Annotated in this window: 19 protein-coding genes and 1 pseudogene; 13 read left to right on the plus strand and 7 right to left on the minus strand. The window is 69.8% G+C overall.

Features of this window, described 5'->3' with window-relative positions; translation table 11 throughout:
* Positions 1-19 precede the first annotated feature (19 nt).
* The 3 genes from OHB23_RS05775 to OHB23_RS05785 all read left to right on the plus strand — a co-directional run bounded on the left by OHB23_RS05775 (position 20) and on the right by OHB23_RS05785 (position 4,455).
* Entirely contained in the window at positions 20-1,921 is a 1,902-nt protein-coding gene (locus tag OHB23_RS05775) for a penicillin-binding transpeptidase domain-containing protein (protein WP_442973021.1), read from the plus strand.
* A 130-nt stretch (positions 1,922-2,051) separates the two neighbouring features.
* Positions 2,052-3,692 carry a penicillin-binding protein gene (locus OHB23_RS05780; protein ID WP_328811071.1) on the plus strand — a complete coding sequence of 547 codons (1,641 nt, stop codon included), beginning with the start codon at positions 2,052-2,054 and terminating at the stop codon, positions 3,690-3,692.
* Between the two features lie 25 nt (positions 3,693-3,717).
* Entirely contained in the window at positions 3,718-4,455 is a 738-nt protein-coding gene (locus OHB23_RS05785; protein WP_027506168.1) for a sulfite exporter TauE/SafE family protein, read from the plus strand.
* A 13-nt stretch (positions 4,456-4,468) separates the two neighbouring features.
* On the opposite strand, the gene OHB23_RS05790 is transcribed toward OHB23_RS05785, so the two are convergent.
* The 4 genes from OHB23_RS05790 to OHB23_RS05805 all read right to left on the minus strand — a co-directional run bounded on the left by OHB23_RS05790 (position 4,469) and on the right by OHB23_RS05805 (position 8,194).
* Positions 4,469-4,867: a DUF3054 domain-containing protein gene (locus OHB23_RS05790; RefSeq protein ID WP_051613436.1), complete on the minus strand. Its 399-nt coding sequence runs from the start codon at positions 4,865-4,867 to the stop codon at positions 4,469-4,471.
* 87 nt (positions 4,868-4,954) lie between these two features.
* Positions 4,955-5,506: a YceI family protein gene (locus tag OHB23_RS05795; RefSeq protein ID WP_027506170.1), complete on the minus strand. Its 552-nt coding sequence runs from the start codon at positions 5,504-5,506 to the stop codon at positions 4,955-4,957.
* A 63-nt stretch (positions 5,507-5,569) separates the two neighbouring features.
* Positions 5,570-6,715 carry a lysylphosphatidylglycerol synthase transmembrane domain-containing protein gene (locus OHB23_RS05800; protein WP_051613437.1) on the minus strand — a complete coding sequence of 382 codons (1,146 nt, stop codon included), beginning with the start codon at positions 6,713-6,715 and terminating at the stop codon, positions 5,570-5,572.
* A gap of 30 nt (positions 6,716-6,745) precedes the next feature.
* Complete coding sequence (locus OHB23_RS05805) at positions 6,746-8,194, minus strand: adenylate/guanylate cyclase domain-containing protein (protein WP_037186160.1); 1,449 nt, start codon at positions 8,192-8,194, stop codon at positions 6,746-6,748.
* A gap of 103 nt (positions 8,195-8,297) precedes the next feature.
* Here OHB23_RS05805 and OHB23_RS05810 point away from each other — a divergent pair, with 103 nt between their 5' ends.
* From OHB23_RS05810 to OHB23_RS05830, 5 genes are all read left to right on the plus strand, one after another.
* Positions 8,298-9,476, plus strand: coding sequence for an AI-2E family transporter (locus tag OHB23_RS05810; protein WP_308123797.1), 1,179 nt, complete (start codon positions 8,298-8,300; stop codon positions 9,474-9,476).
* Entirely contained in the window at positions 9,448-10,605 is a 1,158-nt protein-coding gene (macS, locus tag OHB23_RS05815; RefSeq protein WP_328811072.1) for a MacS family sensor histidine kinase, read from the plus strand. The genes OHB23_RS05810 and macS overlap by 29 nt, the downstream gene beginning before the upstream one ends.
* Positions 10,563-11,237: a response regulator gene (locus OHB23_RS05820; protein ID WP_027506351.1), complete on the plus strand. Its 675-nt coding sequence runs from the start codon at positions 10,563-10,565 to the stop codon at positions 11,235-11,237. Before macS ends, OHB23_RS05820 begins: the two co-directional genes overlap by 43 nt.
* Before the next feature lie 28 nt (positions 11,238-11,265).
* Positions 11,266-11,922, plus strand: a complete 657-nt coding sequence (locus tag OHB23_RS05825) for a DUF1707 SHOCT-like domain-containing protein (protein ID WP_328811073.1) — start codon at positions 11,266-11,268, stop codon at positions 11,920-11,922.
* Between the two features lie 88 nt (positions 11,923-12,010).
* Positions 12,011-13,840 carry a DUF2339 domain-containing protein gene (locus OHB23_RS05830; protein ID WP_328811074.1) on the plus strand — a complete coding sequence of 610 codons (1,830 nt, stop codon included), beginning with the start codon at positions 12,011-12,013 and terminating at the stop codon, positions 13,838-13,840.
* Here the strand turns inward: OHB23_RS05830 and OHB23_RS05835 are convergent.
* From OHB23_RS05835 to trmB, 3 genes and pseudogenes are all read right to left on the minus strand, one after another.
* Complete coding sequence (locus OHB23_RS05835) at positions 13,800-16,883, minus strand: MMPL family transporter (RefSeq protein WP_442973033.1); 3,084 nt, start codon at positions 16,881-16,883, stop codon at positions 13,800-13,802. The two genes, OHB23_RS05830 and OHB23_RS05835, sit on opposite strands and share 41 nt — an antisense overlap.
* A gap of 57 nt (positions 16,884-16,940) precedes the next feature.
* The gene (locus OHB23_RS05840; RefSeq protein WP_027506176.1) at positions 16,941-17,633 is read right to left on the minus strand and encodes an NYN domain-containing protein; all 693 of its coding nucleotides are present in this window, start codon (positions 17,631-17,633) and stop codon (positions 16,941-16,943) included.
* Between the two features lie 68 nt (positions 17,634-17,701).
* Positions 17,702-18,466 (minus strand): annotated as a pseudogene (gene trmB / locus OHB23_RS05845) (tRNA (guanosine(46)-N7)-methyltransferase TrmB); the annotation flags it as partial.
* Between the two features lie 132 nt (positions 18,467-18,598).
* On the opposite strand from trmB, the gene OHB23_RS05850 reads away from it, so the two are divergent.
* The 5 genes from OHB23_RS05850 (at position 18,599) to OHB23_RS05870 (ending at position 22,988) form a co-directional block, all read left to right on the plus strand.
* On the plus strand, positions 18,599-19,186 hold the full coding sequence (locus OHB23_RS05850) for a hypothetical protein (protein WP_328811076.1): 588 nt from the start codon (positions 18,599-18,601) through the stop codon (positions 19,184-19,186).
* Positions 19,183-19,956 carry a hypothetical protein gene (locus tag OHB23_RS05855; protein ID WP_328811077.1) on the plus strand — a complete coding sequence of 258 codons (774 nt, stop codon included), beginning with the start codon at positions 19,183-19,185 and terminating at the stop codon, positions 19,954-19,956. The genes OHB23_RS05850 and OHB23_RS05855 overlap by 4 nt, the downstream gene beginning before the upstream one ends.
* Positions 19,905-20,561 carry a hypothetical protein gene (locus tag OHB23_RS05860; protein WP_328811078.1) on the plus strand — a complete coding sequence of 219 codons (657 nt, stop codon included), beginning with the start codon at positions 19,905-19,907 and terminating at the stop codon, positions 20,559-20,561. Before OHB23_RS05855 ends, OHB23_RS05860 begins: the two co-directional genes overlap by 52 nt.
* 1 nt (position 20,562) lies before the next feature.
* Positions 20,563-20,880 carry a DUF6802 family protein gene (locus OHB23_RS05865; RefSeq protein ID WP_051613439.1) on the plus strand — a complete coding sequence of 106 codons (318 nt, stop codon included), beginning with the start codon at positions 20,563-20,565 and terminating at the stop codon, positions 20,878-20,880.
* Positions 20,881-21,158: 278 nt separating this feature from the next.
* Positions 21,159-22,988, plus strand: a complete 1,830-nt coding sequence (locus tag OHB23_RS05870) for a phosphoenolpyruvate carboxykinase (GTP) (protein WP_027506179.1) — start codon at positions 21,159-21,161, stop codon at positions 22,986-22,988.
* Positions 22,989-23,008: the final 20 nt, after the last annotated feature.

Raw genomic sequence — 23,008 nt, forward strand, 5'->3', positions numbered from 1 at the left:
GGTGGGGCACTATCAGTGCGTGCCTTCGCTGATGTCTCGACCGTCCCGCCGATTCGGCCCCTCCACCAGCAGCGGACTCCGTCTCGCCGCCGCGACCATCGCGGTCGCGCTCGCCGCCACCGCGTGCAGTGCCGACGAGCCCCCGGCGTCCCGTGTGACGGCCGATCGGTTCGCCGAAGCGCTCAGCACACAGAACGTGGGCGCCGCGGCAGAGTTGACCTCGGATCCGGCGGCAGCGACCGCGGTGCTCACCCAGATGTACGACGGACTCGGCGGTGGCGGAACAGTCACGGCGACACCGCGGTTCACGGTGAGCCAGGCAGACGACGAGCAGCAGACGTTCACACTGTCCGCCTCCTGGTCCTTTGCACCGCCCGAGGATGCGGAGGCACCCGCGACCGGCACCGCATCCGCGACGGCGACCACCACGGCAGCTCCCACCACGTCGGCCCCGGCGGACGCGGAATGCGTCTGGACCTACACGACGACCGGATCCGTCGCCGACGGTGGACAGGGGCTGAAGGTCACCTGGAACCCGGGTGTCGTCGTACCGGGCCTGACTCCGGAGACGACGGTTCGGTACACGCCCGTCACCGCGTCGACCGCGCCTGGCGTCGTCGACACCTCGGGAGCGCCACTCATGTCGCAGCAGGTGGTGACGCTGGTGAATCTCGACCAGACCGCCGATCCCGGCGCCGTCGCGGCACTGGTGTCGCCGTTCGCGCCGACGGTCACGGCGGAATCCCTTCGTGACGCGCAGTCGAGCGCTCCGTCGGTGACGGCCGTGAGCCTGCGGCAGGAGGATCTCGCCCCCATCGAGTCCCTGCTCTCCGCCTTGCCCGGCGTCACTCTGGCGCCGCAGACGCGGCTCCTGACCGAGAATCGCGCACTGTCCTCTCCCGCGCTGAACGACGTGGCGCAGCTGTGGCAGGAGCAGCAGGACGCCACCGCCGGGTGGGCCGTGCAGTTGGTGGCCGCCGACGGTTCCGTCGCCCAGCGGGTGACCGGCGTCGAGGCGACCGTCGGCCCGGACATCCAGGTCACGCTCGACACACTGCTGCAGCTCAAGGCGGAGAACGCTCTCGCGTCGACAGCGAACGCCGCGGCCGTCGTGGCGATCCGGCCCTCCACCGGAGACGTCGTGGCCGTCGCGCAGAACTCGGCCGCGGACGCGCAGGGCCCGATCGCCCTCACGGGCCTGTACCCGCCGGGCTCCACCTTCAAGACCGTCACCACCTCGGCGGCATTGCAGGCGGGCACCGTCACCCCCACGACCGTGGTGCCGTGCCCCGGATCCGCGAACATCGAGGGCCGGACCATCCCCAACGACGACAACTTCGACCTCGGATCGGTTCCGCTCCAGACGGCGTTCGCGCGTTCGTGCAACACCACCATGGGTCAGCTGGCCGTCGATCTGCCCGACGACGCGCTGCAGCAGGCGGCCCTGCAGTTCGGGCTCGGCGTCGACTACCTGACACCCGGGCTCACCACCGTGACCGGCAGCGTTCCGCCCGCGACGACGCCGGCCGAGCGCGTCGAGAGCGCGATCGGGCAGGGCACCGTCACCGCGTCCCCGTTCGGCATGGCACTGGTCGCGGCGTCCATCGCGGACGGATCCACCCCGTCGCCGACCATGATCACCGGACGACCCGGTACCGCGGATCGCACCGTCGCAGCCCCGCCGGCGGAGGTGACCGACCAGCTGCGCGCCATGATGCGGGAGACGGTCACCGCGGGTACGGCGACGCAGTTGCAGGACATCGACGGACTGCTCGGTAAGACCGGCACCGCCGAGGTCGCGAGCGGCCCGGCGCACGGCTGGTTCGTCGGCATCCGCGGTGACCTGGCGTTCGCCGTGTTCGTCGAGGGCGGCGACTCCTCCGCGCCGGCGCTGACGGTGGCGGGGTCCTTCCTGCGCTGAGTGGCCTTCGGCCCTGTGCGCCTTTTGCGCACCCCTGGATACGCACAAGGCGCACGGGGTGACCGGATCGTGACCGGTCCGAGTGCTCACCGTGCTGTGTTACTGGTGTGACTCATGTGATTATTGGGGCATGGTTCTGCGTTCCAGGTACGTCGTCGCGCTGCTCGCAGTGTTCGTGTCGCTCGCGACTGTCGCCTCGTTCGTGGTGAACAAGCCTCGCAGTGAGGCGGCGGTGCTGGTGGACCGGTTCGTCGCCGCCCTCGATCAACGTGACGTGGCCGCGGCCGCCGCGCTGACCTCCTACCCCAATGCCGCGGCCCAAACGATCGGCGCCATGTTCGACTCGATGGGGCCCGGAGTCTCGACGAGCCGCATGTCGCAGTACATCGGCCTGGACGACGAGTCCGGCTTCTTCACCGTCGACTCCACCTGGTCGTTCGGCGAACCCCGCGGCCAGGACTCGCGCGAGTGGCGCGTCACCACCCAGGGGTCGACGCGCAAGCTCGGCGTCGGCTGGCGCATCTCGTGGGATCCGTCGATCCTCGCCCCGGAACTGCGTGCCGGTGGGTCCGTCCGCTACGCCCGGACCGATGCACCCGCACCGCGCGTGCTCGACGCCTCGGGCGCCGTGATGATGGCGGAACAGAACGTCGCCTCCGTGCGGCTCGATCCCTCCGCGACCTCCGACCTGGCCGACACGACGTCCCGCCTCGCCGACGTCATCGACGTCGTGGCGCCGCTGATCACGTCCGAGTCGCTCCAGGCCGACGTCGCGGCGGACCCCGGTGCCGTGATCACCGCCGTGAACCTGCGTGCCGACGACTACGCCGTGCTGGAGGACGACCTGCGTGCGATCCCCGGTGTGGTCCTCTACGCGGAACCCAAGCTCATCGCCGGTGACCGGCGGCTGACGTCGCCGGTGCTGGACTCGCTGCGGACCGTGTGGCAGGACTTCCGCGACGCCACCGCGGGCTGGGCTGTCGAGGTCGCGGACACCGACGGCGAGACCACCCGACTGGCAGGTTTCCAGGGTCCGGGATCACCCGACATCACGTCCACTCTCGACCCGGCCGTGCAGCTCGCTGCGGAGACCGCCGCCGTCAGCGTCGGGACCCCGGCCTCGATCGTGGTCATGAAGCCGTCCACCGGCGCCGTCGTCGCCACCGCGCAGAACAGTTACGCCAACGACGAGGGCACGCCGGCGTTCACCGGCCTCTACCCCGCCGGGACGCTCGTGGACGTGATCCAGGCGTCGGCCGATCGCCAGAAGATCGGATTCTCCGACGCCGCACGCCAGTTCGGCTTGGGCACCTCCTTCGACATCCCCGGTCTCGACGCCGTCACCGCCTCGCTCCCCGACGGCCAGTCGGCGGTGGACCAGTTCCGCGGTGTCAGCCGGACGTCCTCCGTCTCCGGCATGACGGTGACACCCTTCGGCCTCGCCGAGATGGCGGCGGCCGTCGCTCGCGGATCGGCACCGGCTCCGATGATCGTCGGCGGCGCACCGGCGACGGTGTCCGGTGCGGGCTCGCCCGTCGCCCCGGCCGTGCTGACCTCGCTGCGGAACACGCTGCGTGACAACGCCCGCAGCGAAGGAGTCAGCGATCCGTCGGTCACCGGGCTTGCCGGGGACAACGGAGACGATCGCTGGTTCCTCGGCACCAAGGGCGATCTGGCCTTCGCGGTCTACATCGAGGACGCCGACGGAACCGATGCCGCGGCGCGCATGACGAACATGCTGATGCGCGAGATGGCCTCGCCGTCGGAGTGATCACCGGCTTGCTACGTTTCACCCCGTGACCGTCACCGAGTTCGTCCTGCTGATCGCGGCGGGCTTCGGTGCCGGAGTCATCGGCTACATCACCGGCCTGGCGTCGCTCGTGTCGTACCCCGCGCTGCTGGCGGTTGGGCTGCCACCGGTCGCGGCCAACGTGACCAACACCGTGGCGCTCGTCGGGGCCGGTGTGGGTGCGACCGCGTCGTCGGTCAAAGAGCTTGCCAAGAGCGGGCGTTCGCTGCTCTGGCTCACCCTGTGGGCCGCGCTGGGCGGCATCGCGGGAGCCGTCGTCCTGCTGCGCGCGCCGGGGGAGACGTTCGAGGCGGTCGTGCCGATCCTGGTCGTTCTCGCATCCGTCGCCATGCTGCTGCAGCCGCGGATCCGCGTCCTCGCCGGTGACCGGACGTTCCCGGTGCTGTATCCGAGCGCGATCTTCCTCGTCGCGATCTACGGCGGCTACTTCGGCGCGGGTGCGGGCGTCATCTTCATGGCCTTGACGCTGATCTGCACGGCCGAACCCGTCTGGCGCGCAACGCTCCTGAAGAGCTACCTGCTGGGTGTGGCCAACCTGGTCGCCGCGGTGATATTCGCGTTCTCCGGCCAGGTGAACTGGCTCGCCGCACTGGCGATGGGAATCGGCACCATCGCCGGGGGAACGCTCGGCCCGCGCATCGTGAGACACCTTCCGCCGAATCCGCTCCGGATCGCCGTGGCGCTGTGCGGGTTCGGCCTCGCAGCGTGGCTGTGGCTGGGCTGAGGAACTGTGTGGGTCAGGCGCGACGACGCTGCGCGAGGCGGGCGACGAGACGCCACCCGAGCAGGAACACCGCCAGCGTCACCGTCGCGACCACGATGAAGCTGAAGGCCGTTCCCTCGCCGGACACCTGCCGCAGCACCATGCCCACGATGACGGCGCCGATCCACGCGAGCACCCCGGTGGGGACCAGGGACACCGCGACGAACTTCTCGCGGTACAGCGCGTAGGTCACCGCCCATCCCACGGCGAGGCCGACGAGGAACGGCCAGGCCGTCGACAGTGTGCCCCCGACGGTCACGCCCTCCTCGTGGCTGCCTCGGCCGATGGCGCTGAAGACGAGGACGAGAACGACGTCGATCACCGCCGGCACTGCGAGGGCCGACAGGGCGGGAGTGCGGGTGCGCGCGGGCATGCCACCAGACTACGAGGCGCCGAGACGCGGAAAGACCCGCACCGGCGCCAGCTGTGCGGGCGTCGAGCGGGTCTTTCCGGGAGGAGATCAGGCCTGGTGGCCGGCCTCGATCTCGAGCAGCAGGCCGATCTTGTCGCCGACGACGGCGCCGCCACCCTCGAGGGGCATGTCGATGCTGATGCCGAAGTCCTTGCGGTTGATCGTGGTGGTGGCCTCGAAGCCGGCGACCGGTCCGTTGCCCATGCCGGCGTTGACACCGTTGAACTCGACGTTCAGATCGATGGACTTGGTCACGCCGTGCAGCGTGAAGTCACCGGTGAGCACGAAGTCGTCGCCCTTGGCCTTGACCGAGGTGGACCGGAAGGTGGCAGTGGGGAACTTCTCGACCTCGAAGAAGTCGGCGGTCTTGAGGTGGCCGTCGCGCTGCGCGTTGTCGGTGGTGATGGAGGCGACATCGATCTCGGCGTCGATGGTGGGCGCGCCGTTCTCGTCGACCGTGATGGTGCCGGTGAAGGTCTGGAAACGGCCACGGACCTTGCTCACCATCAGGTGGCGGACGGTGAACCCGACGGTCGAGTGGGTGGCATCGATGGCCCACGTGCCGGCGGTGAGCTGGGGGACGGACACTGCTGCAGTCATGACGAACTCCTGTGTGGTTGAAGGTTCAAGCCTCACAGTACACAACCGGACCGCGGTCCGCATCTATTCCCGCGGAGGAGAATCCTTGCCGAGCGGGTGGGTGGCCGACGGCTGTTCCGTCCGCTCCCGAAGTTCCGTCCGCTCGCGCTGCTCGACGGCGAGATCGAAGTGCAGGTCCTCGTGCTGATGTTTGCGGAACAGGATCAGGAAGACGACCCAGCCGACGAGTGCCACCAGGATGAAGCTGACCAGGCGATACACCAGTGCGGACGCGACCGCTTGTGACGCGCTGATGCTGGCGGCGGTGGTGAGGGTCGCGATGAGAGTGGCGTCCACGATGACCAGACCACCGGGCGCACCGGGGATGGACCCCACCGTCTTGCTGGCCGAGAAGGCGATGAGGAGCCCGTAGATCTTCGGATCCGCGCCGATGGCGTAGCAGGCGAACCCGAGGCACGCGACGTCCGCGAGGCGGTGCACCGCGGAGAAGCCGAGCGACACCGTGCCGTCGCGGGCACCGAGGCGTACCGACTTCACCTGCTCGACGATCTCGTCCAGCCGGGCCATGCCCGTGTCGGGATCGTTGTTGCGCAGCGAGTTGTACTTCGACAGCCCCCACCGGCCGATGCCCACGATCGACTGGGGGTGGGAGCGGACGTATCGCACGCCGGCGATGAGGGCGATCACGCCGGCGACGGGGACGATCAGTGCGAGGGTGTTGGCGCTGCCGCCGACGAGGAAGGCTCCCGTCACGCCCAGGACAGCCAGCCCGAGCGCGGCGATGACGCCGGAGATGGCGAGCTGCCACGACGCGACCACCGGGCTCGCGCCCCAGCGGCGTGTCTCGCGGTACGTGAACGCTGTGGAGAAGACCTGGCCGGCCGGCAGTGTCAGCGCCATGGCGGTGCTGCCGTAGATGACGGAGAGCGAGCGTCGCTGCGATACGCGGACACCGCCCGCGCGCAGCAACTGCTTCTGGACACGCGCGAACGCGGACAGCGAGATCGCTTGCATCACGACGCAGGCCGCGGCCCATCCCCAGTGGATCTCGGTGAGGGCGCGCCACGACTCGTGCAGGCGCGGCCACAGGTAGACACCCTCACCGACCAGCAACGCCACGAGGGCGACCGCGGCCACCCAGCGCAGCCATCGCCATCTGCCACCGGCGCGGGGCGACCCAGCGGATCGGCCCTGCTCCGGAACTACCACGGCACCGAGAGTAACGAACGGTGCCGACGATCAGCGCGGATAGTCGACCGGGGAGGCCAGGTGCGTCGCGCGCCGCCGTCCGCGCAGCTGCACCTTCTCGCCCAGTTCCCACTCGGACTGCTCGTCCTCGTCGGCGAAGTACAGTGCCGACGTCGACGCGAGAACCCGACTGGGAGTGAACTTCGCGAGTTCCGTCAGGCGCGACGCCTCGTTCACGGGATCACCGATGACGGTGTACTCGAAGCGTTCCTTGGCGCCGATGTTTCCCGCCACCGCCAGTCCGGCCGACACGCCGATGCCGATGTCGAGTCCGGCGATCTCGGTGAGCTCGCTGCGCAGTTCCCGCGCTGCGGACAGTGCAGCGGTGGGTGCGTCCGGGCGATCCAGGGGCGCGCCGAAGATGGCCAGCGCCGCGTCGCCCACGAACTTGTTGACGAAGCCGTGGTGCCGGTCGACCACGTCGACGACGACGCGGAAGAAGTCGTTGAGCAGGTCGACGACCTCGCCGGGCGGACGTTCGGAGGCGGCGGCCGTCGAGCCGACCATGTCGACGAACAGCACCGCGACGAATCGGGTCTCGCCGCCGAGCTCGGTGCCGAACTTGAGGGCGCGCCGCGCGACGTCCTCACCGACGTGCTGCCCGAACAGCTCGCGCAGGACTGCACGCTCCGACGCGTCGGCCATCATCCGGTTGAAGCCGACCTGCAGACGGCCGATCTCACTGCCGTCGAACACCTCGACCTGGACCTCGGTGTGGCCCTCCTGCACCTTCTCGATGGCGCGGCGCAGCTGACGGATGGGATCGGAGATCTGGCTGGCGGTGAGCATCGACAGACAGAACGCCTGAATGATCGCCAGCACGCAGAGCAGGCTGATGGCGATGGCCAGCGAGTCGGGGGAGAAGACCAGGTCGGTGGTCAGCTGGGTCGCGCACAGCAGCAGGATTCCGACGACGGGGATCAGTGTGCCCAGGCCCCACGTCATCGCCATGCGTGTACCCACACCGGGCGTCATCGTGCGGTCGAAACTGCCCTCGCTGAGCGCCTGCGCGGCGACGGGCCGGAGGATGCGTTCGCCCAGCATGTAGGTGAAGCCGAAGGTGATCGCCGCGGACATGGCGACCGTCACCGCGACGGCCACCGCGAGCGACGGCATCTCCGACGCGGTGAGCAGCATGAAGATGACGCCGCCCACGATCCAGAGCACCAGGTGCACGATGGCCTGGCGCAGCGGTGCGTGCAGGGCGGCCATCTGCTCGGATCGACTGGGCGGTCCACCGCGGATCTGCCACCGCATGACACTGCGCAGCATGACGGCGGCGGTCGCGAGGCTGACGACGGCCGCGAAGAGCAGGTACGCCCCGAAGATGAAGACATTGCGCACCCGATCGACGACGATCGACTCGTTCTCGGGAATGGGCAGCCCGTACCGGACGAAGGCGAACACCAGGATCGCGCCGAGCAGATTGGCCAGGAGCATCGACGCGAGGTACAGCGGCCAGCGACTTCTCAGGGTCAACGAGACCGCACGTAGAAGCGTCAGCACGAGGTCAACTTACCGGGTGCTCGGTTAGGCTTCCTCGGTGACGGACGATCCGGCGGAGTCGGTACACCCTGTGGTACGTGTCGGCGCTGCGTGGACGTGGCGTCTGTTGGTGTTGTTCGCCGGTCTCGTGGTGATCGGCATGATCGTGCACCGGCTCGAGAGCGTCGTCGTCCCGGTGGCACTCGCCCTGCTGGCGTCGGCGCTGCTCTCCCCGCTCGTCGACTGGATGCAGCGGCGCGGCATCCCGCGCGTCGTCGCGGTCATCGTCTCGATCCTCGGCAGTCTCGGGCTGCTGGTGGGCATCCTGACGTTCGTCGTCGAGCAGTTCATCGAGGGCGTCCCCGCCCTCACGGATCAGTTCACCGGCAGCGTCACCCAGATCCAGGACTGGCTGACGCAGGGGCCCCTGCACTTCAGCGAGGACCAGATCCGCAGTGCCGGCGACTCGGTGGTCCGGTCGGTGCAGTCGAATCAGGAAGCTCTCACCAGTGGCGCGTTGACCACCGCGGCGGTGATCGGCGAGATGCTCACCGGGGCTCTGCTCGTGCTCTTCACCCTCATCTTCTTCCTCTACGGCGGACAGCAGATCTGGGACTTCGTGTCCCGGATCGTCCCGACGCGGGCGCGCCGCCGGGTCCGGTTGGCAGGCAGCCAGGCGTTCGGCTCGCTGGTGGGGTACGTCCGCGCCACCGTCGCGGTCGCCGCCGTGGACGCCATCGGTATCGGCACGGGACTGGCGATCCTCGGTGTCCCGCTGGCTCTTCCGCTGGCGTCACTGGTGTTCATCGGAGCGTTCATTCCCATCGTGGGTGCGGTGCTCACCGGCTTCGTCGCGGTGCTCGTCGCCCTGGTGACCAAGGGATTCATCACGGCGCTCATCGCACTCGCGATCGTCATCGCCGTGATGCAGGTCGAAGGCCATGTGCTGCAACCACTCCTGCTCGGTCGCGCAGTCCGTGTGCATCCCCTGGCCGTGGTGCTCGCCATCGCCACCGGCATCGTCATGGCGGGCATCATCGGTGGCCTGCTCTCGGTGCCGCTCGTCGCGATGGCCAACACCGCGATCCGCTCACTGCTCGCCGACGATCCCGAGGAGGCGTACGAGGAGATCGCCGACGCGGATCCGTCGGAACCGATGTTCCCGGCCGCGCCGAACAGTCCGCACCCCGAGAACCAGAAGCTGAGCCGTGGCGAGGTCGACGGTCCCGCGAGCTGACGCCACCGGTGTCGCGGAGGCACCGCTGTGGCGCGCCGCGGCAGCGTTCCGACTGGTCACCGTCCTGTACGTGGTCGGGTTCCAGTTGGTCGTCCAGGACCGGTACGACGTACCGCGCCTGAGCTGGCTGTTCGTCGTCGTCACCGTCATCTGGTCCGGAATCGCGGCCGTCGCGACCCTGACGACGCCCGCGCGGCGCCCCGTCGTCGTCGCCGACCAGATGATGACGCCGGCATTGATCTGCAGCACGCTGCTGGTGGCGAGTCCGGCATGGCGCCAGGACCACCAGGTGCTCCCGACGACGATCTGGGTGGCCAACGCCGTGATCGGTGCCGCCGTCCTGGGAGGTCCCCGAGCGGGGCTCGCCTCGGCGGCAGTGATGACCGCCGCCATCGCCGTGGTGCGCGGCACCGTCGACGGCGAGTTGTGGCGCGACTCGACCGGGCCCGTGCTGTTGTCCGTCGGTCTGGCACTGGGGCTCGCGGCGCGGACGGCGCGCCTCGCACGCAGCCGCCTGGACGAGGCGGTGGCCCTGGCCGCGGCGACCGCGGAACGCGAGCGCCTGGCCCGCGAGGTGCACGACGGTGTGCTGCAGGTGCTGGCCATGGTCAGTCGTCGCGGCCACGAGATCGGCGGCGCAGCAGCAGAACTGGCAGATCTCGCCGGCAGCCAGGAGGCTGCGCTCCGCGCCCTGCTGTCCGGGTCGGCCACCGGGCGTACCGACGGCACTGCCGACCTGGCCGCGCTGGTGCGCGCTGCGGTGGGCACGCGCGCCGTGGTCTCGGCGCCGTCCGAGGCCGTCGTTCTCCGGGCGTCGGCCGCGTCGGAGCTCGCGGCCGCGACGCTCGCCGCCGTCGACAACGCGCATCGACACGGCGGGTCCGACGTCCACGTGTTCGTGCTGGTGGAGGACTTGGGGGACGAGGTGATGGTGACGGTGCGCGACGACGGAGCAGGAATGGCACCCGGCCGTCTCGACGAGGCGCGTGCGGAGGGACGGCTCGGCGTCTCCGGCTCGATCGTGGGCCGGACGGCAGCCATCGGTGGGCGTGCGAGGGTGGACAGCAGGCCAGGAGAGGGAACGGAATGGGAACTGACGCTGCCACGGACAGCGCCGACGCCTCGGTGACGGTGATGGTCGTCGACGACCACCCGATGTGGCGTGACGGAGTGGCGCGGGACCTCGACGCGCGGGGCTTCCGTGTGGTGGCCACCGCCGACGGAGTCCGCTCGGCCACCGCGCGTGCGCGGGCGACGTCGCCGCAGGTGGTCGTCATGGACATGGACCTCGGAGACGGAACCGGAGCCGAGGGCACCGCGTCGGTGCTGGCGGTCTCGCCCGACAGTCGGGTACTGGTGCTCTCCGCGTCCGCCGAACGGGACGACGTGCTCGGCGCGGTCAAGGCTGGGGCGACCGGCTACCTCGTGAAGAGCGCCTCCATCGACGATCTGGTGTCCGCCGTACAGGCGACGAGTCGCGGCGATGCGGTGTTCACGCCCGGACTGGCCGGGCTGGTGCTCGGGGAGTACCGGCGCATGGCAGCCGCCCCCACGGCTGCGGAACCGCCTCCCGTGCTGACCGAGCGCGAGACGGAGGTGTTGCGCATGGTCGCGAAAGGGTTGAGCGCCAAGCAGATCGGCGTTCGGCTCGGTATCAGTCACCGCACCGTCGAGAACCACGTGCAGGCGACCCTGCGCAAGCTGCACCTCGCGAATCGTGTCGAACTCACCCGGTGGGCGCTCGAGCAGGGGCTGCAGTGACGGCGTCGTGTTCACTACTCTGGTCGCCATGACCGGAGACGGCACCGACCCCAGGAACATGCGCGTGAGCGACGCCGAACGAGAGCACGTGGGCGGCCTGCTCCAACGCGCCGTCGGACAGGGGATGCTGTCGCTCGGCGAGTTCACCGAGCGGATGGACTCGGTACTGGCGGCCAAGACGCGCGGTGAGCTCAACGCGGTGCTGGTCGACCTGCCGGGCATGACACTGCAGGGCGGCCCACCCCAGCAGGCCGGGCCGCTCGCCGTGGTCCCGAGCGACGCGCTGACGTCGGCACCCGGACACCCGGCCACCGACGGTGCACCCGTGGACATCCGAGCCACGATGTCGACGGTCACCCGTTCCGGTACCTGGACCGCGCCGTCGGCCATCCGGGTCGCGTCGAAGATGGCCACGGTGACCCTCGACTTCAGTTCCGCGGTTCTGACCTCGCGCGAGGTGCGGATCGACGTGGACGACTACTGCAGCACCATCACCGTCGTGGTGCCCGAGGGTGCGTCGGTGGATCTCGACGGCGTCGACACCATGGGCGGCAGTGCGATCAACAAGGTGCGCAGCCGGCCTGTCGAAGGGGGACTGCACGTCGTCGTGCGCGGACGCATCCGCTTCGGATCCGTCACGGCCAAGCACCCGTTCGGGACGTCCATCAAGCGCATGTTCGGGTAGGAACTGCACCCTCGGCTGAGTAGAACGGCGTCGGACTCGAGTAGTTTCCCGTGTTCCCCCGGTCCGCCCCGGCCAGCACGATCGAGGTATGACCACTCCCTCGATAGATCCGCGACTCGTGCACGTGCTGTCCGGTGAGGTCGCCTCCCTGCAGCAGCATCTCGCCCGCGTCGGCCACGACCTGGGTCTCCTCCGACAGCAGCTCGACGGTCCGCCGATGCAGGCCCCGCTGCAGGCGCCCCCTCAGCAGCACCCCGTCTCGAGGCCACAGGTGCAGAGTCCTCCGGTGTCGACTCCCCCGGTACGGCCGATCCCGCGCCCGATGCCCACGCCTCCCCGTGACACCACCCCGTGGTGGCAACGCGACGGTGTCGTCAGTCGTGTGCTCGCCGCCGCGGGCGCTGCGGTGACCGTCATCGGTGTCGTGATGCTGGTGGTGCTCGCGGCGCGGTCGGGCTGGTTCGGGCCCGGTCCTCGTGTCGCCGCGGGTGCGCTGCTGTCCGGAGCGCTCGTCGCCGCCGCGCACCGTGTGGTCGCCCGACCCGGTGGCCGCGTCGGCGCCGTCGCACTCGCCGCGACGGGATTCGCCGGGCTGTATCTCGACCTCGCCGCCGTCACCGCGCTGTACGGGTGGGTGCATCCCGTCGTCGGGCTCGTGGTGGGACTCGGTGTCGCCGCGCTCGGAGTCGCGGTCGCACTGCGCTGGTCGTCGCAGTCACTCGCGGTGATGGTCGTGGCCGGCATCGCGACACTGGCACCCGTCGTCACGGGCGGCATCACGCCGGCACTCCTCGCATTCCTGGTGGTCGTGCAGATCGCCGCCTCGCCGGTCGACGTCCGCGAACAGTGGGTCTGGTTGCGCGTCGTCCGCACCGTCCCGGTCGTCGGAGCGGTGCTGCTCGCCGGGCTGCTCGCCCACGTGGAGACGGTCCCGACCGCCGATCTGCTGCCGCTGCTCGTCGTCGCGGGACTGTCCTTCGGCACTTCTGTCGTCGCCTGGTGGACCACCCTCGCCCACCGCGCCGTGGACCCGGCGTCGCTCGCCTCGATCGCGGCCACCGCCGCCGCGGTCCTCGTCACCGCGACGCTGTTCTCTCGCCCCGTCGCCGGCGGCGTCGACGCTGCGGTCGCGCTCGCCCTGGTGGCGATCCTGGTCGCTCGACGCGAGCTGGTCACCACGGTTCGTCTGGTGCTCACAGCGACGGCTTCGGTGGCGGTGGCGTCGGCGCTGGTGACGGGCACGGCCGATCAGGTCCGCATTCTCGCCCTGCTGCTGGTCGCCACCACGGCGCTTCTCGTCGGCGCCCGGACCCGCTCGGGTGTGTCGGCCGCGGCCGGCGCGTTCTTCGCCCTCCTCGGAACCAGCGCACACTCGCAGATCACCTCGGTCGACTCGCTGAGCAGCCCCGTTCGTGCGCTCGACTCCGGCTGGGCCTCGGTGCCCGCGTCGGTCGCCATGATCGCGATGGCTGTGGCGGGAGTGCTCGCGGCACTGCGCACCATCGGGGACGCGACGCTCCGAACCCTCGCCGCCGGCCTGGCGGGAGTCGCCGGCCTCTTCGGTGCGACGGCGGTGTGCGTGATCACCGGCATCGAGATCGGCGGCCGCACCGGGTTCGTCGTCGGCCACGGCGCAGCGACCATCGTGTGGATGACCGTCGCCGTCGCACTGCTGATGCGTGGTCTGTCCGACGCCACCGGTGCCCGCGCGGTCCTCGCCGCAGGTCTGACCGTCGCGGCCTCGGCCATCGCCAAGCTGTTCCTGTTCGACCTCAGCGCACTCGGTGGACTGCCCCGCGCCGCAGCGTTCCTGGTGGTGGGAGTGATGCTGCTCGGTATCGGCACCCGCTACGCGAGGTCGTTCGCGGACCGCGCCGTCACTGCCGACGCTGGCGGGCCAGCAGCTCGCTCACACTGATGGCACCGGACTGACCGTGGTGACGACCACCCGACTCGTCGTCTCCGTCCCGAGCCCGCCGGCGACCCGATGTGGTCGTCGGCGGTGTCTCGTCGGGCTCGGGGACCTCGGGCGTGGAGGGGTTGTGGGTCTCGGGCTCGGGTGCCGGCCGATCCTCGCGCTCGGGCATGCGCAGACCGGCGATCCAGGAATCGACCTCGGCGCTGGTGCGCGAGCCGTTCCCGTGGGGCCCTCCGTTCCCGTTGCTGTGACCGTTCCCGTTCCCGTTCCCGTTCCCGTTCCCGTTGCCGTTGGAGTGGCCGTTCCCGTTGCTGTCGCCGTTGCGGGGCCGATCGACATCGATGCCGTCGCCCGAGACCGAGCCGTACCGGAACGACGTGGTCTCGTGCCCGTTCGAGCCGTTCGAGCCGTTCGAGCCGTTCGAGCCGTTCGAGCCGTTCGAGCCGTTCGAGCCGTTCGAGCCGTTCGAGCCGTTCGAACGCTGAGCGACCGACGGCGCGCGGAGTTCGGCGAGCCAGCTCTCGATGGGGCGCGGGGCGGGTGCGCCGTTCCGCGGTGCCGGCTCGGCCGACGTCGGCTCGGGACCGGCCGTCGGACGACTCTGCTGATCGTCGGAGGCCCGGGCGGGTCGGGTCTCTGCCGGGCGGGCGACCCGAATCTCCTCCGCGGGCGCGGGTGCGACGGGAGGTGCCGTGGGTTCGACGGCGCGGGGTGCGACGGGCTCCGGCGCGGCGGGCTGCTGCACCGGGGGTTCCTGCACAGCGGGCTTCTGCACGCGCTCGGGAGCCGGACGCGGGGCGACGGGCCGGGGACGATCGGGTGCGACGCGCTCGGGCATTGCACGAGCGGCCGACGGGCCGCTCTGCATGACCCGCGGAATCGGCTGGGTGAGCGGTTCCCGCGTCCGCGCCGGGAGCGGTGCGGACCCGATCGCGACGAGCTCGGGGACATCGGTGGGCATCATCTCGGCGTCGAGGATCGGCTCGCCGAGCCCCAGCTTCTGCTGGATGCGCTTCATCCACTGCGGCGCCCACCAGCAGTCGTCGCCGAGCAGCTTCATCGTCGCCGGGACCAGGAACATGCGGATCAACGTCGCGTCGATGATGAGCGCGGCGATCATGCCGTAGGCGATGTACTTCATCATCACCAGCTCGGAGAAGGCGAAGGCGCCCGTGACGACGATGAGGATCAGTGCGGCCGCGGTGATGATGCGACCGGTGTGCGAGGTACCGACGCGAATGGCCTCGGTCGTACTGGCTCCGCGGGCTCGTGCCTCCACCATGCGGGAGAGCAGGAACACCTCGTAGTCCGTCGACAACCCGAAGATGATCGCGATGATCAGCACCAGGACCGGGGCCATGATCGGCCCGGGAGTGAAGTTCAGCAGACCCGCGCCGTTGCCGTCGACGAAGATGAACGTGAGGATGCCGAGCGTCGCGCCGAGGCCCAGCGTGGTCATCAGGATGGCCTTGAGGGGGAGCACCAGCGACCCGAACGTGAGGAACATCAGCAGCGTCGTGACCAGCACGACGAGCGTCGCCATGAGGGGTAGTCGGTCCACGAGCGCCGCGATCGAGTCCTGCTCGATGGCGGGCGTGCCGCCGACCGACAGGGTCACCCCGTCGGGAACGTCGATGGAGCGGATGTAGTCGATGGCCGGCGACGACACGTTGCGGTCGACCAGTCCCGCCTTGAGCACGGCGACACCGTTCTCGTTACGCTCGATGGAGAACCGTTCGACGAGCCCGGGAGCGTTGGACGCCTCGCGCAGGACCGTGCCCAACTGCGGACCCTCCGCGTTCTCGAGCACGATCTTGAGCGGCTCGGTGCGGTAGGACGGGAAGTTCTCGTCGAACACGTTCTGGGCGACACGGGTGGGGTTGTCCGGCGGCAGGTACGTCTCGTTGATGCCGCCGAACTTGATGGCACCGACCGGCAGCGTGAGGATCAGCAGGCCCAGGACGATAGGCACGCACACCTTGAGCGGGTTCCGCATGACCCAGCGCGTGAGCTTGCCCCACGGCCCGGACTCGATCTCCTCGGTCGTCTTGGTCTTGCGCATGCTCTTCAGTCCGAGAGCGTCGATGCGCGGGCCGAGGATCGACAGGATCGCCGGGAGAATGGTGATGGCGGTCAGGGCCGCCAGCGCGACGGTGGCGATCGCACCGAACGCGACGGACTTGAGGAAGCCCTGCGGGAAGAGCAGCAGACCGCCGAGGCTCGCGACGATCATCGTCGCCGAGAAGACGACCGTGCGGCCCGCGGTCATGACGGAGCGTTGCACGGCCTGCTGTGTCGTGCGGCCGTCGGCCAGTTCCTCTCGGAACCGGCTGACGATGAACAGCGCGTAGTCGATGGCCAACCCGAGACCGATGAGCGAGACGACGGGCGCGACGAAGCTGTTGACCTCGACGAAATTGGTGAACAGCCGGACCATGCCGTTGGCCGCGACCACGGTGAGACCACCGATGATCAGTGGCAATGCCGCAGCCACGACGCCGCCGAACACGAAGAACAGGAGCACGCCCACCACGGGGATGGCGAGGATCTCCATGCGCTTGATGTCGCCGGCCATGGTGTCGTTCAGCGCGTTCGCGATGGGCTGGAGGCCGGCGAGCTGCACGTCGACGCCGTCGATGGCGAACGCGTCCTTCACGTCACGGAAGTTGTTGGTCAGTTCCGTGTCGTTCGCGCCGGCGATCGCGAACGTGGCGATCGCCTTCGTCTTGTCGGGCGAGGCCAGCGCGGGGAGCCGCTGCTGGAAGTAGTTGATGTTGATCTTCGAGATCTTGTCCGAGTGCGCCGCCATCATGGCGTCCTGACCAGCGGTGACGGTCTGCTGGAACGCCGGGTCGTCGACCGTCGATCCCTCGGGTGCGGTGTAGAGGGCGACGACGTCGCCGGTGCTGTCGCGACCGAAGGTGCCGTCCGCGGTGACGGCGGCGTGCACCGACTCCGAGTTCGGGTCGTCCCAGCCGCTCTGACTCAGGTGGTCGTTCAGGCTGAGTCCGTACGCGGCGAGGCCCAGCAGGAACGCGACCATCACACCGATGACGGTGAACCGTGATCGGTGAACCAGATCTCCCCAGCGAGAAAACACTCAGGACACTCCTTGACGCCCGACGAGCAGGGCGGACAGCGGACGGAACGGCTGCAGCCAGGCGCCCTCGTCCGGAAGGGACTCGAGGCTGACCCGCGGCAGTGGTTCGCGGAACACACCGGGGATGTCCTCGAGATCCAGGAACTCGAGAGTCTCCGACGTGACGGCCCAGCTGGCGTGTTCACGGAACCCGAGGATCTGAACGGGCACACCCGTTGCCGCGATGGCTTCGAGTGGGAGTCGGAAGGCCTGGCCGTCCGCGGACGCGACCACCACTCCCGCGAGACCGTGGTCCCGTGAGCGGAGCTCGATGTGATCGAGCATGTCGGAGTCGACGTCGCTGTCCTCGTCGATCTTCGGCTTGGCGAAGACCGCGAAGCCCACGTTACGCAAGGCCTCGACCCAGGGACGAACGACGTCGGCGCTGCCCTGGGCGATGTTCGTGAAGACGGTGGCCTCGGGTTCGAGGCTCGCGGTCTGGTGCGCGGAGAGCTGGGCGGTGCGGCCGAGCAGCCATCGGCCCAGCGCATCGAAGCGCGGGCGGTAGGCGGCGGTGGGTCGTCCGCCCAGGATGGCGCCGAGGCCCATGTCCAGATTGGGCGCATCCCAGACGAGCAGGACCTTCTTGGTATGGCGAGAATCACCGGCGCCGTCGAGCACGGCCGTGTCCGTGTTCTGTTCGTCCACGCTCATCGGAGTGGGTTCTCGCTCTCTCGTCGCGTGATCGTCGCCGCAGCGACGTCGGTCGCTCCGGTGGATGGCCTGCCCCAGACGAACTCGCTCGTCGGCCTGCCGACCTGCTGGGCCTTGCCCTCGAACTTCGTCACCGGACGGTCGACGGACAGGGAGGACCCCTCGACGGTACGTCGTTCGGCATCGAACGGCAGCCGCGTGAGAGCGGGCTCCGCGTCACCGACCTCCTCGATCCACTCCGCGTAGTCGGCGTGGTCGGTGGCGACGTGGAGAATGCCGCCGGGCTCGAGACGGTCCGCCACCAGGGCGAATGTGGCGGCCTTCAGCAGTCGGCGCTTGTGGTGCCGGGCCTTGGGCCAGGGGTCGGGGAAGAAGACTCGGACGCCGGCGAGCGAGCCGGGAGCGACCATGTTCTCGAGCACGTCGGCAGCGTCGCCCCGCAGAATGCGCAGGTTGGAGAGATCTTCTCGCTCGATCCCCTGGACCGTCTGCGCAATTCCCGGTCGGTAGACCTCGACGGCGACGAGGTTCACGTGCGGTTCGGCGGCCGCCATCGCGAGCGCGGCGGTGCCGGTCCCGGAGCCGATCTCGAGAACCACCGGGGCGGTCCGGCCGAACCACGACGCGGCGTCGAGCGGCTCGTCGGCCACCTCGCGGCCGATGCCGGGCCACATCCGGTCCCACGAGGCCTGCTGCGGTTCGGTGAGCGCGCCGCGTCGGGACCGGAAACTGGTCACCCGGGGATACAGCCGGGAACCGCCGGACCGGCTCTCGTCGGCACCGTCGGACAGGCCGTTCTCGGGCGCTGCGTCCACGGCACGGGGGTCGGTCATCCTGTCATTGTCTCCCATGGACGCATTTCGTGACAGCAGGGTCTCGACTTCAGGTCGAGACTCTGGCCTACCGACACCGGGATCGGCGTGTGAGAATCGCCCCGTCGCATCTGCAGAATCGGGGGATCACGGATGCCGGGGACCGAGTCGAGCGCGCTGCACCGCGCGGTGACCGAGCTGGAACGCAGCGTCGACGACGCCGCTCTGCGGCCGGTGATCGAGCGATGGCGTTCCCCGGTGCGTCTCGCCGTCGCGGGACGCCCCGGTACGGGCAAGTCCCGCGTCGTCACGGCGCTGGTCCTTCCCGAGGCGGCCGAGGTGCACGGGGTGGACGCCCCCGACCTTCCTCCTCCCGTCCTGGACCACGACGTTCTCGCGCTCGTCGTCGCTCGGACCGTGAGCGCCGCGGACCTCGAGGTGGTGGCGGCACGGCCCGGCGGTGACACCCTCGTGGTCCTCGGGCGCACCGACCTCCCGATCGACGCGGACGCCGTCGCCGCGGTGCTGCCGGACGGGATGCCCGTGATCGGCGTGGACGACGTCGACACGCTCACCCGTGCCTGGGCGACGGCGGTGTCGCGCGCGGCGAGGTGCCGCGACATCGCCCTGCTCGCCGCGGTCGAGACGGTGGCCGCTCGGAGTGCGCTCGGAAGGTCGTCGATCGAGACGTTTCTACGCGCCCCCGAGGTGGCTCACGTCCGGAGCGGTGCACGCGCGTGAGTCTCGACCTGCCCGCCGACGCGGCCCGAGTGGTGCGGACGTGGAGTCCCGACTCCCTGAGTCGGCTGGGGCGAGGACCCGCACCGGCGCGCACCGTCGCCGTTCTCGCGGCACCGGGTCTCGACCAGGAGGCGGTCGGTGCGGTGGTGACCTCCGCGGGATGGTCCGTCCGTCCCGTCTGCGCGGCCTCGGCCGTGCTCGTCCTGGTGGATCCCGCCCTGCCGCCGGGCGGTGCCCTCGTCCGGGCGGCGCGGTCGATCCCGGCCGATCTTCCGGTGGTGCTCCGGATCGCCGCCGGACCGGACGACGCGCGGCGCGTCCTCGCCCGATGGGCGGCGTCGGTCCCGCGCGCCGACGCGGTGGTGGTGTGCGGTCCCGACGACGATGCAATCGTGGACGCGCTCGCTCGGGCAGCGGACCGGGTGGACCCGGCAGAGGCGGAGCGGACGGCGGTGGACCGTGCGCTGGCCGAGGCCCGCACGGCACTGACAGCGGCGGCCCGACGCGACACGGGCAGCGCGGACCTCGCCGACGCGCGGGAACGCCGGCGCCGGGCCGCGTCGATCGCGACGGACGACGGACTGCTCCTCCGGCGGTCGCGGCCGAGCTGCGCCTCGATCTCGCCCACCGGGTCGGCGTGCATCGGCGGGAGACGGGCGCGCGGGTCGCCGCCGCCGTCGGGGACGCGAGCTTCGCCGACCTCCGACGCCTTCCGTCCGTGGTCGCCGCGGAGATCGATGCGGCGACGGGTCGGCTCGCGGACGAGGTGACCACCGCGCTGACCGCGGTCGGCGCCGTGGACTCCGCACCCCCGGTCGAACGCGCGTCGACGACCCACCAACCGCCCCCGTCGGCCGGGTGGGGAGTCGACGAGGTGGTGGCGGGTGTCGTCGGCGCCTCGGCGGGTGCCGGGGTGGGGCGGGTGGCGGTGTGGGCGGCCTCCCTCGGCGGCGCGTCGGCCGGGTTCGTGACCGTGCTCTGCGCCGCGATGATGGCCGCCGCGGTGGTGCGGACGAGGCTCCTCTCGACGCGCCGCGCGCGCCTGCGCCGATGGGCTGCGGACGTGGTGGCCGATGCCGCCTCCGGCTGGGAACGGGACACCGCGTCCCGTCTCGTGATCGCCGACTCGTGGCTGACCGCGAGACTGTCGGCGCAGGTCAGAGACGCCTCCGCCCGGCGGAACGCGCTGATCGCGGAGATCGACGGCGAGATCCGAGACATCACGTCCCGAGCTGCCTCGCGGGCGGCCGCCTATCAACGGGATCTCGACGTGCTGGACCGCGTCGCCCCCACTTTCGGGCGGCGGGGAACCGTCTCTTCGCTGGATGCGTCCAAGCACGAGGTGGGAACGACAGCGAGGAACACGGGGGACTGAGATGGCCGAGTGGTCGGGATCGTTCGACCCGGACGGGCCGGGTGTCGCGGACGACGGGTTCGACCCCGCCCTCGATCTCGACGGGGACGGCACCGCCGACACGGCGGTGTTGCACGGAGGTCTGTCCGACGTCCACGCGTCGGCATTCCATCGGAGTGCGACGGAGATGACGGTTCTCAGCGATCTCGACGGTGACGGCGACGTCGACCGTGCGACGGTCTTCGAGGCCGACGGCGACTACACCGTGTGGGTGTCCTCCACCGACCTCGCGGACGGTCCCGACGCCGTCTGGCGTGCGTCCGAGCGCGGCTCGCTGTGACGCGATAGACACCAAATGTCCTGACATAGTGCGCTTTACGGCCAGGTCACTGAATCGGTTTTGTGACGGAACGGACATGCCCCGAGTGCCCTGGCCGTTCTTCACAGCGTTAACCTCTAGGTCCAGGACACTCGGGGCCCTGCGATCTGTCGATCGAAGGTCACGGGACTACCCCGCCAACTGGGAACCCATGGTTCGCTCACGCACTTCGGTTCGGCGCCGATCGACGGACCGAGGCGGTGACGGCCACACGTTCCTGCACCACCCCAGGAGACAAGATGACCGCGACCATTCCGGGTCTCAACGGAACCGACGGCACGCCGCCCACCACGCATGCAGGCCTGCTGGCCTGGGTACGTGACGTGGCCGAGCTGACCCAGCCCGACCGGATCGTCTTCGCCGACGGTTCGGACGAGGAGTGGAACCGCCTCACCGACCAGTTGGTCGACGCGGGGACGTTCACTCGGCTGAACGCCGAGAAGAAGCCCAACTCGTTCCTGGGCAACTCCGACCCGTCCGACGTGGCGCGCGTCGAGTCGCGGACCTACATCTGCTCCACTCGGGAGATCGACGCCGGTCCCACCAACAACTGGATGGACCCGGAGGAGATGCGCGGCACGATGCGCGATCTCTACCGCGGATGCATGCGCGGTCGCACCATGTACGTCATCCCGTTCTGCATGGGCCCGCTCGAGGCCGACGACCCCAAGCTGGGTGTCGAGATCACCGACTCCGAGTACGTCGTCGTCTCCATGCGCGTCATGACGCGCATGGGCGCGAAGGTGCTCGAGAAGCTCGGGGACGACGGCTTCTTCGTCAAGGCTCTGCACTCGCTCGGAGCCCCGCTCGACGAGGGTCAGCAGGACGTCCCGTGGCCGTGCAACGACACCAAGTACATCTCGCACTTCCCCGAGGATCGCGAGATCTGGAGCTACGGCTCCGGCTACGGCGGCAACGCGCTGCTGGGCAAGAAGTGCTACTCGCTGCGTATCGCGTCGGCCATGGCCCACGACGAGGGCTGGCTGGCCGAGCACATGCTGATCCTCAAGCTCATCTCGCCGGAGGACAAGGCGTACTACATCGCCGCGGCGTTCCCGTCCGCCTGTGGCAAGACCAACCTCGCGATGATCCAGCCGACCATTCCGGGCTGGCGCGCCGAGACCATCGGTGACGACATCGCGTGGATGCGCTTCGGCAAGGACGGCCGGCTGTACGCGGTCAACCCGGAGTTCGGCTTCTTCGGTGTCGCGCCCGGTACCAACTGGGACTCGAACCCCAACGCGATGCGCACCATCGATCAGGGCAACGCCGTCTTCACCAACGTCGCGCAGACCGACGACGGCGACGTCTGGTGGGAGGGCCTCGAGGGCGACCCCCAGCACCTGATCGACTGGACCGGCAAGGACTGGACGCCGGACTCGGACAGCAATGCGGCGCACCCCAACTCGCGCTACTGCGTGCCGATGTCCCAGTGCCCGTCCATGGCGCCCGAGTGGGACGACCCGCAGGGTGTGCCGATCTCGGCGATCCTCTTCGGTGGCCGTCGCAAGACCACCGTTCCTCTGGTCACCGAGGCTCGCGACTGGCAGCACGGCGTGTTCATGGGCGCCACCGTCGGTTCCGAGCAGACAGCAGCGGCCGAGGGAACCGTCGGCACCATCCGCCGCGACCCGATGGCGATGCTGCCGTTCCTCGGATACAACGTCGGCGACTACTTCCAGCACTGGATCGACCTCGGCAAGAACGCCGACGAGTCCAAGCTCCCGAAGGTGTTCTACGTCAACTGGTTCCGCCGCGGCGACGACAAGCGCTTCCTGTGGCCCGGATTCGGTGAGAACTCCCGCGTGCTGAAGTGGATCGTCGAGCGCATCGAGCACAAGGCCGCCGGTGTCGACACGCCCATCGGTGTGGTGCCCACGGCCGACGCGCTCGACATCGACGGACTCGACGTCGCCACGGCCGATGTGGCCGAGGCGCTCGCGGTGAACGTCGACGAGTGGAAGAAGGAGATCCCGCTCATCGAGGAATGGTTCGACTTCGTCGGCGAGAAGCTCCCCACCGGCATCCAGGACGAGTTCGACGCTCTCAAGCAGCGCCTGAACTCCTGATCCACCACCACTGACGCCCG

It is taken from the genome of Rhodococcus sp. NBC_00294, assembly GCF_036163995.1.
Classification (GTDB): Bacteria; Actinomycetota; Actinomycetes; order Mycobacteriales; family Mycobacteriaceae; genus Rhodococcoides.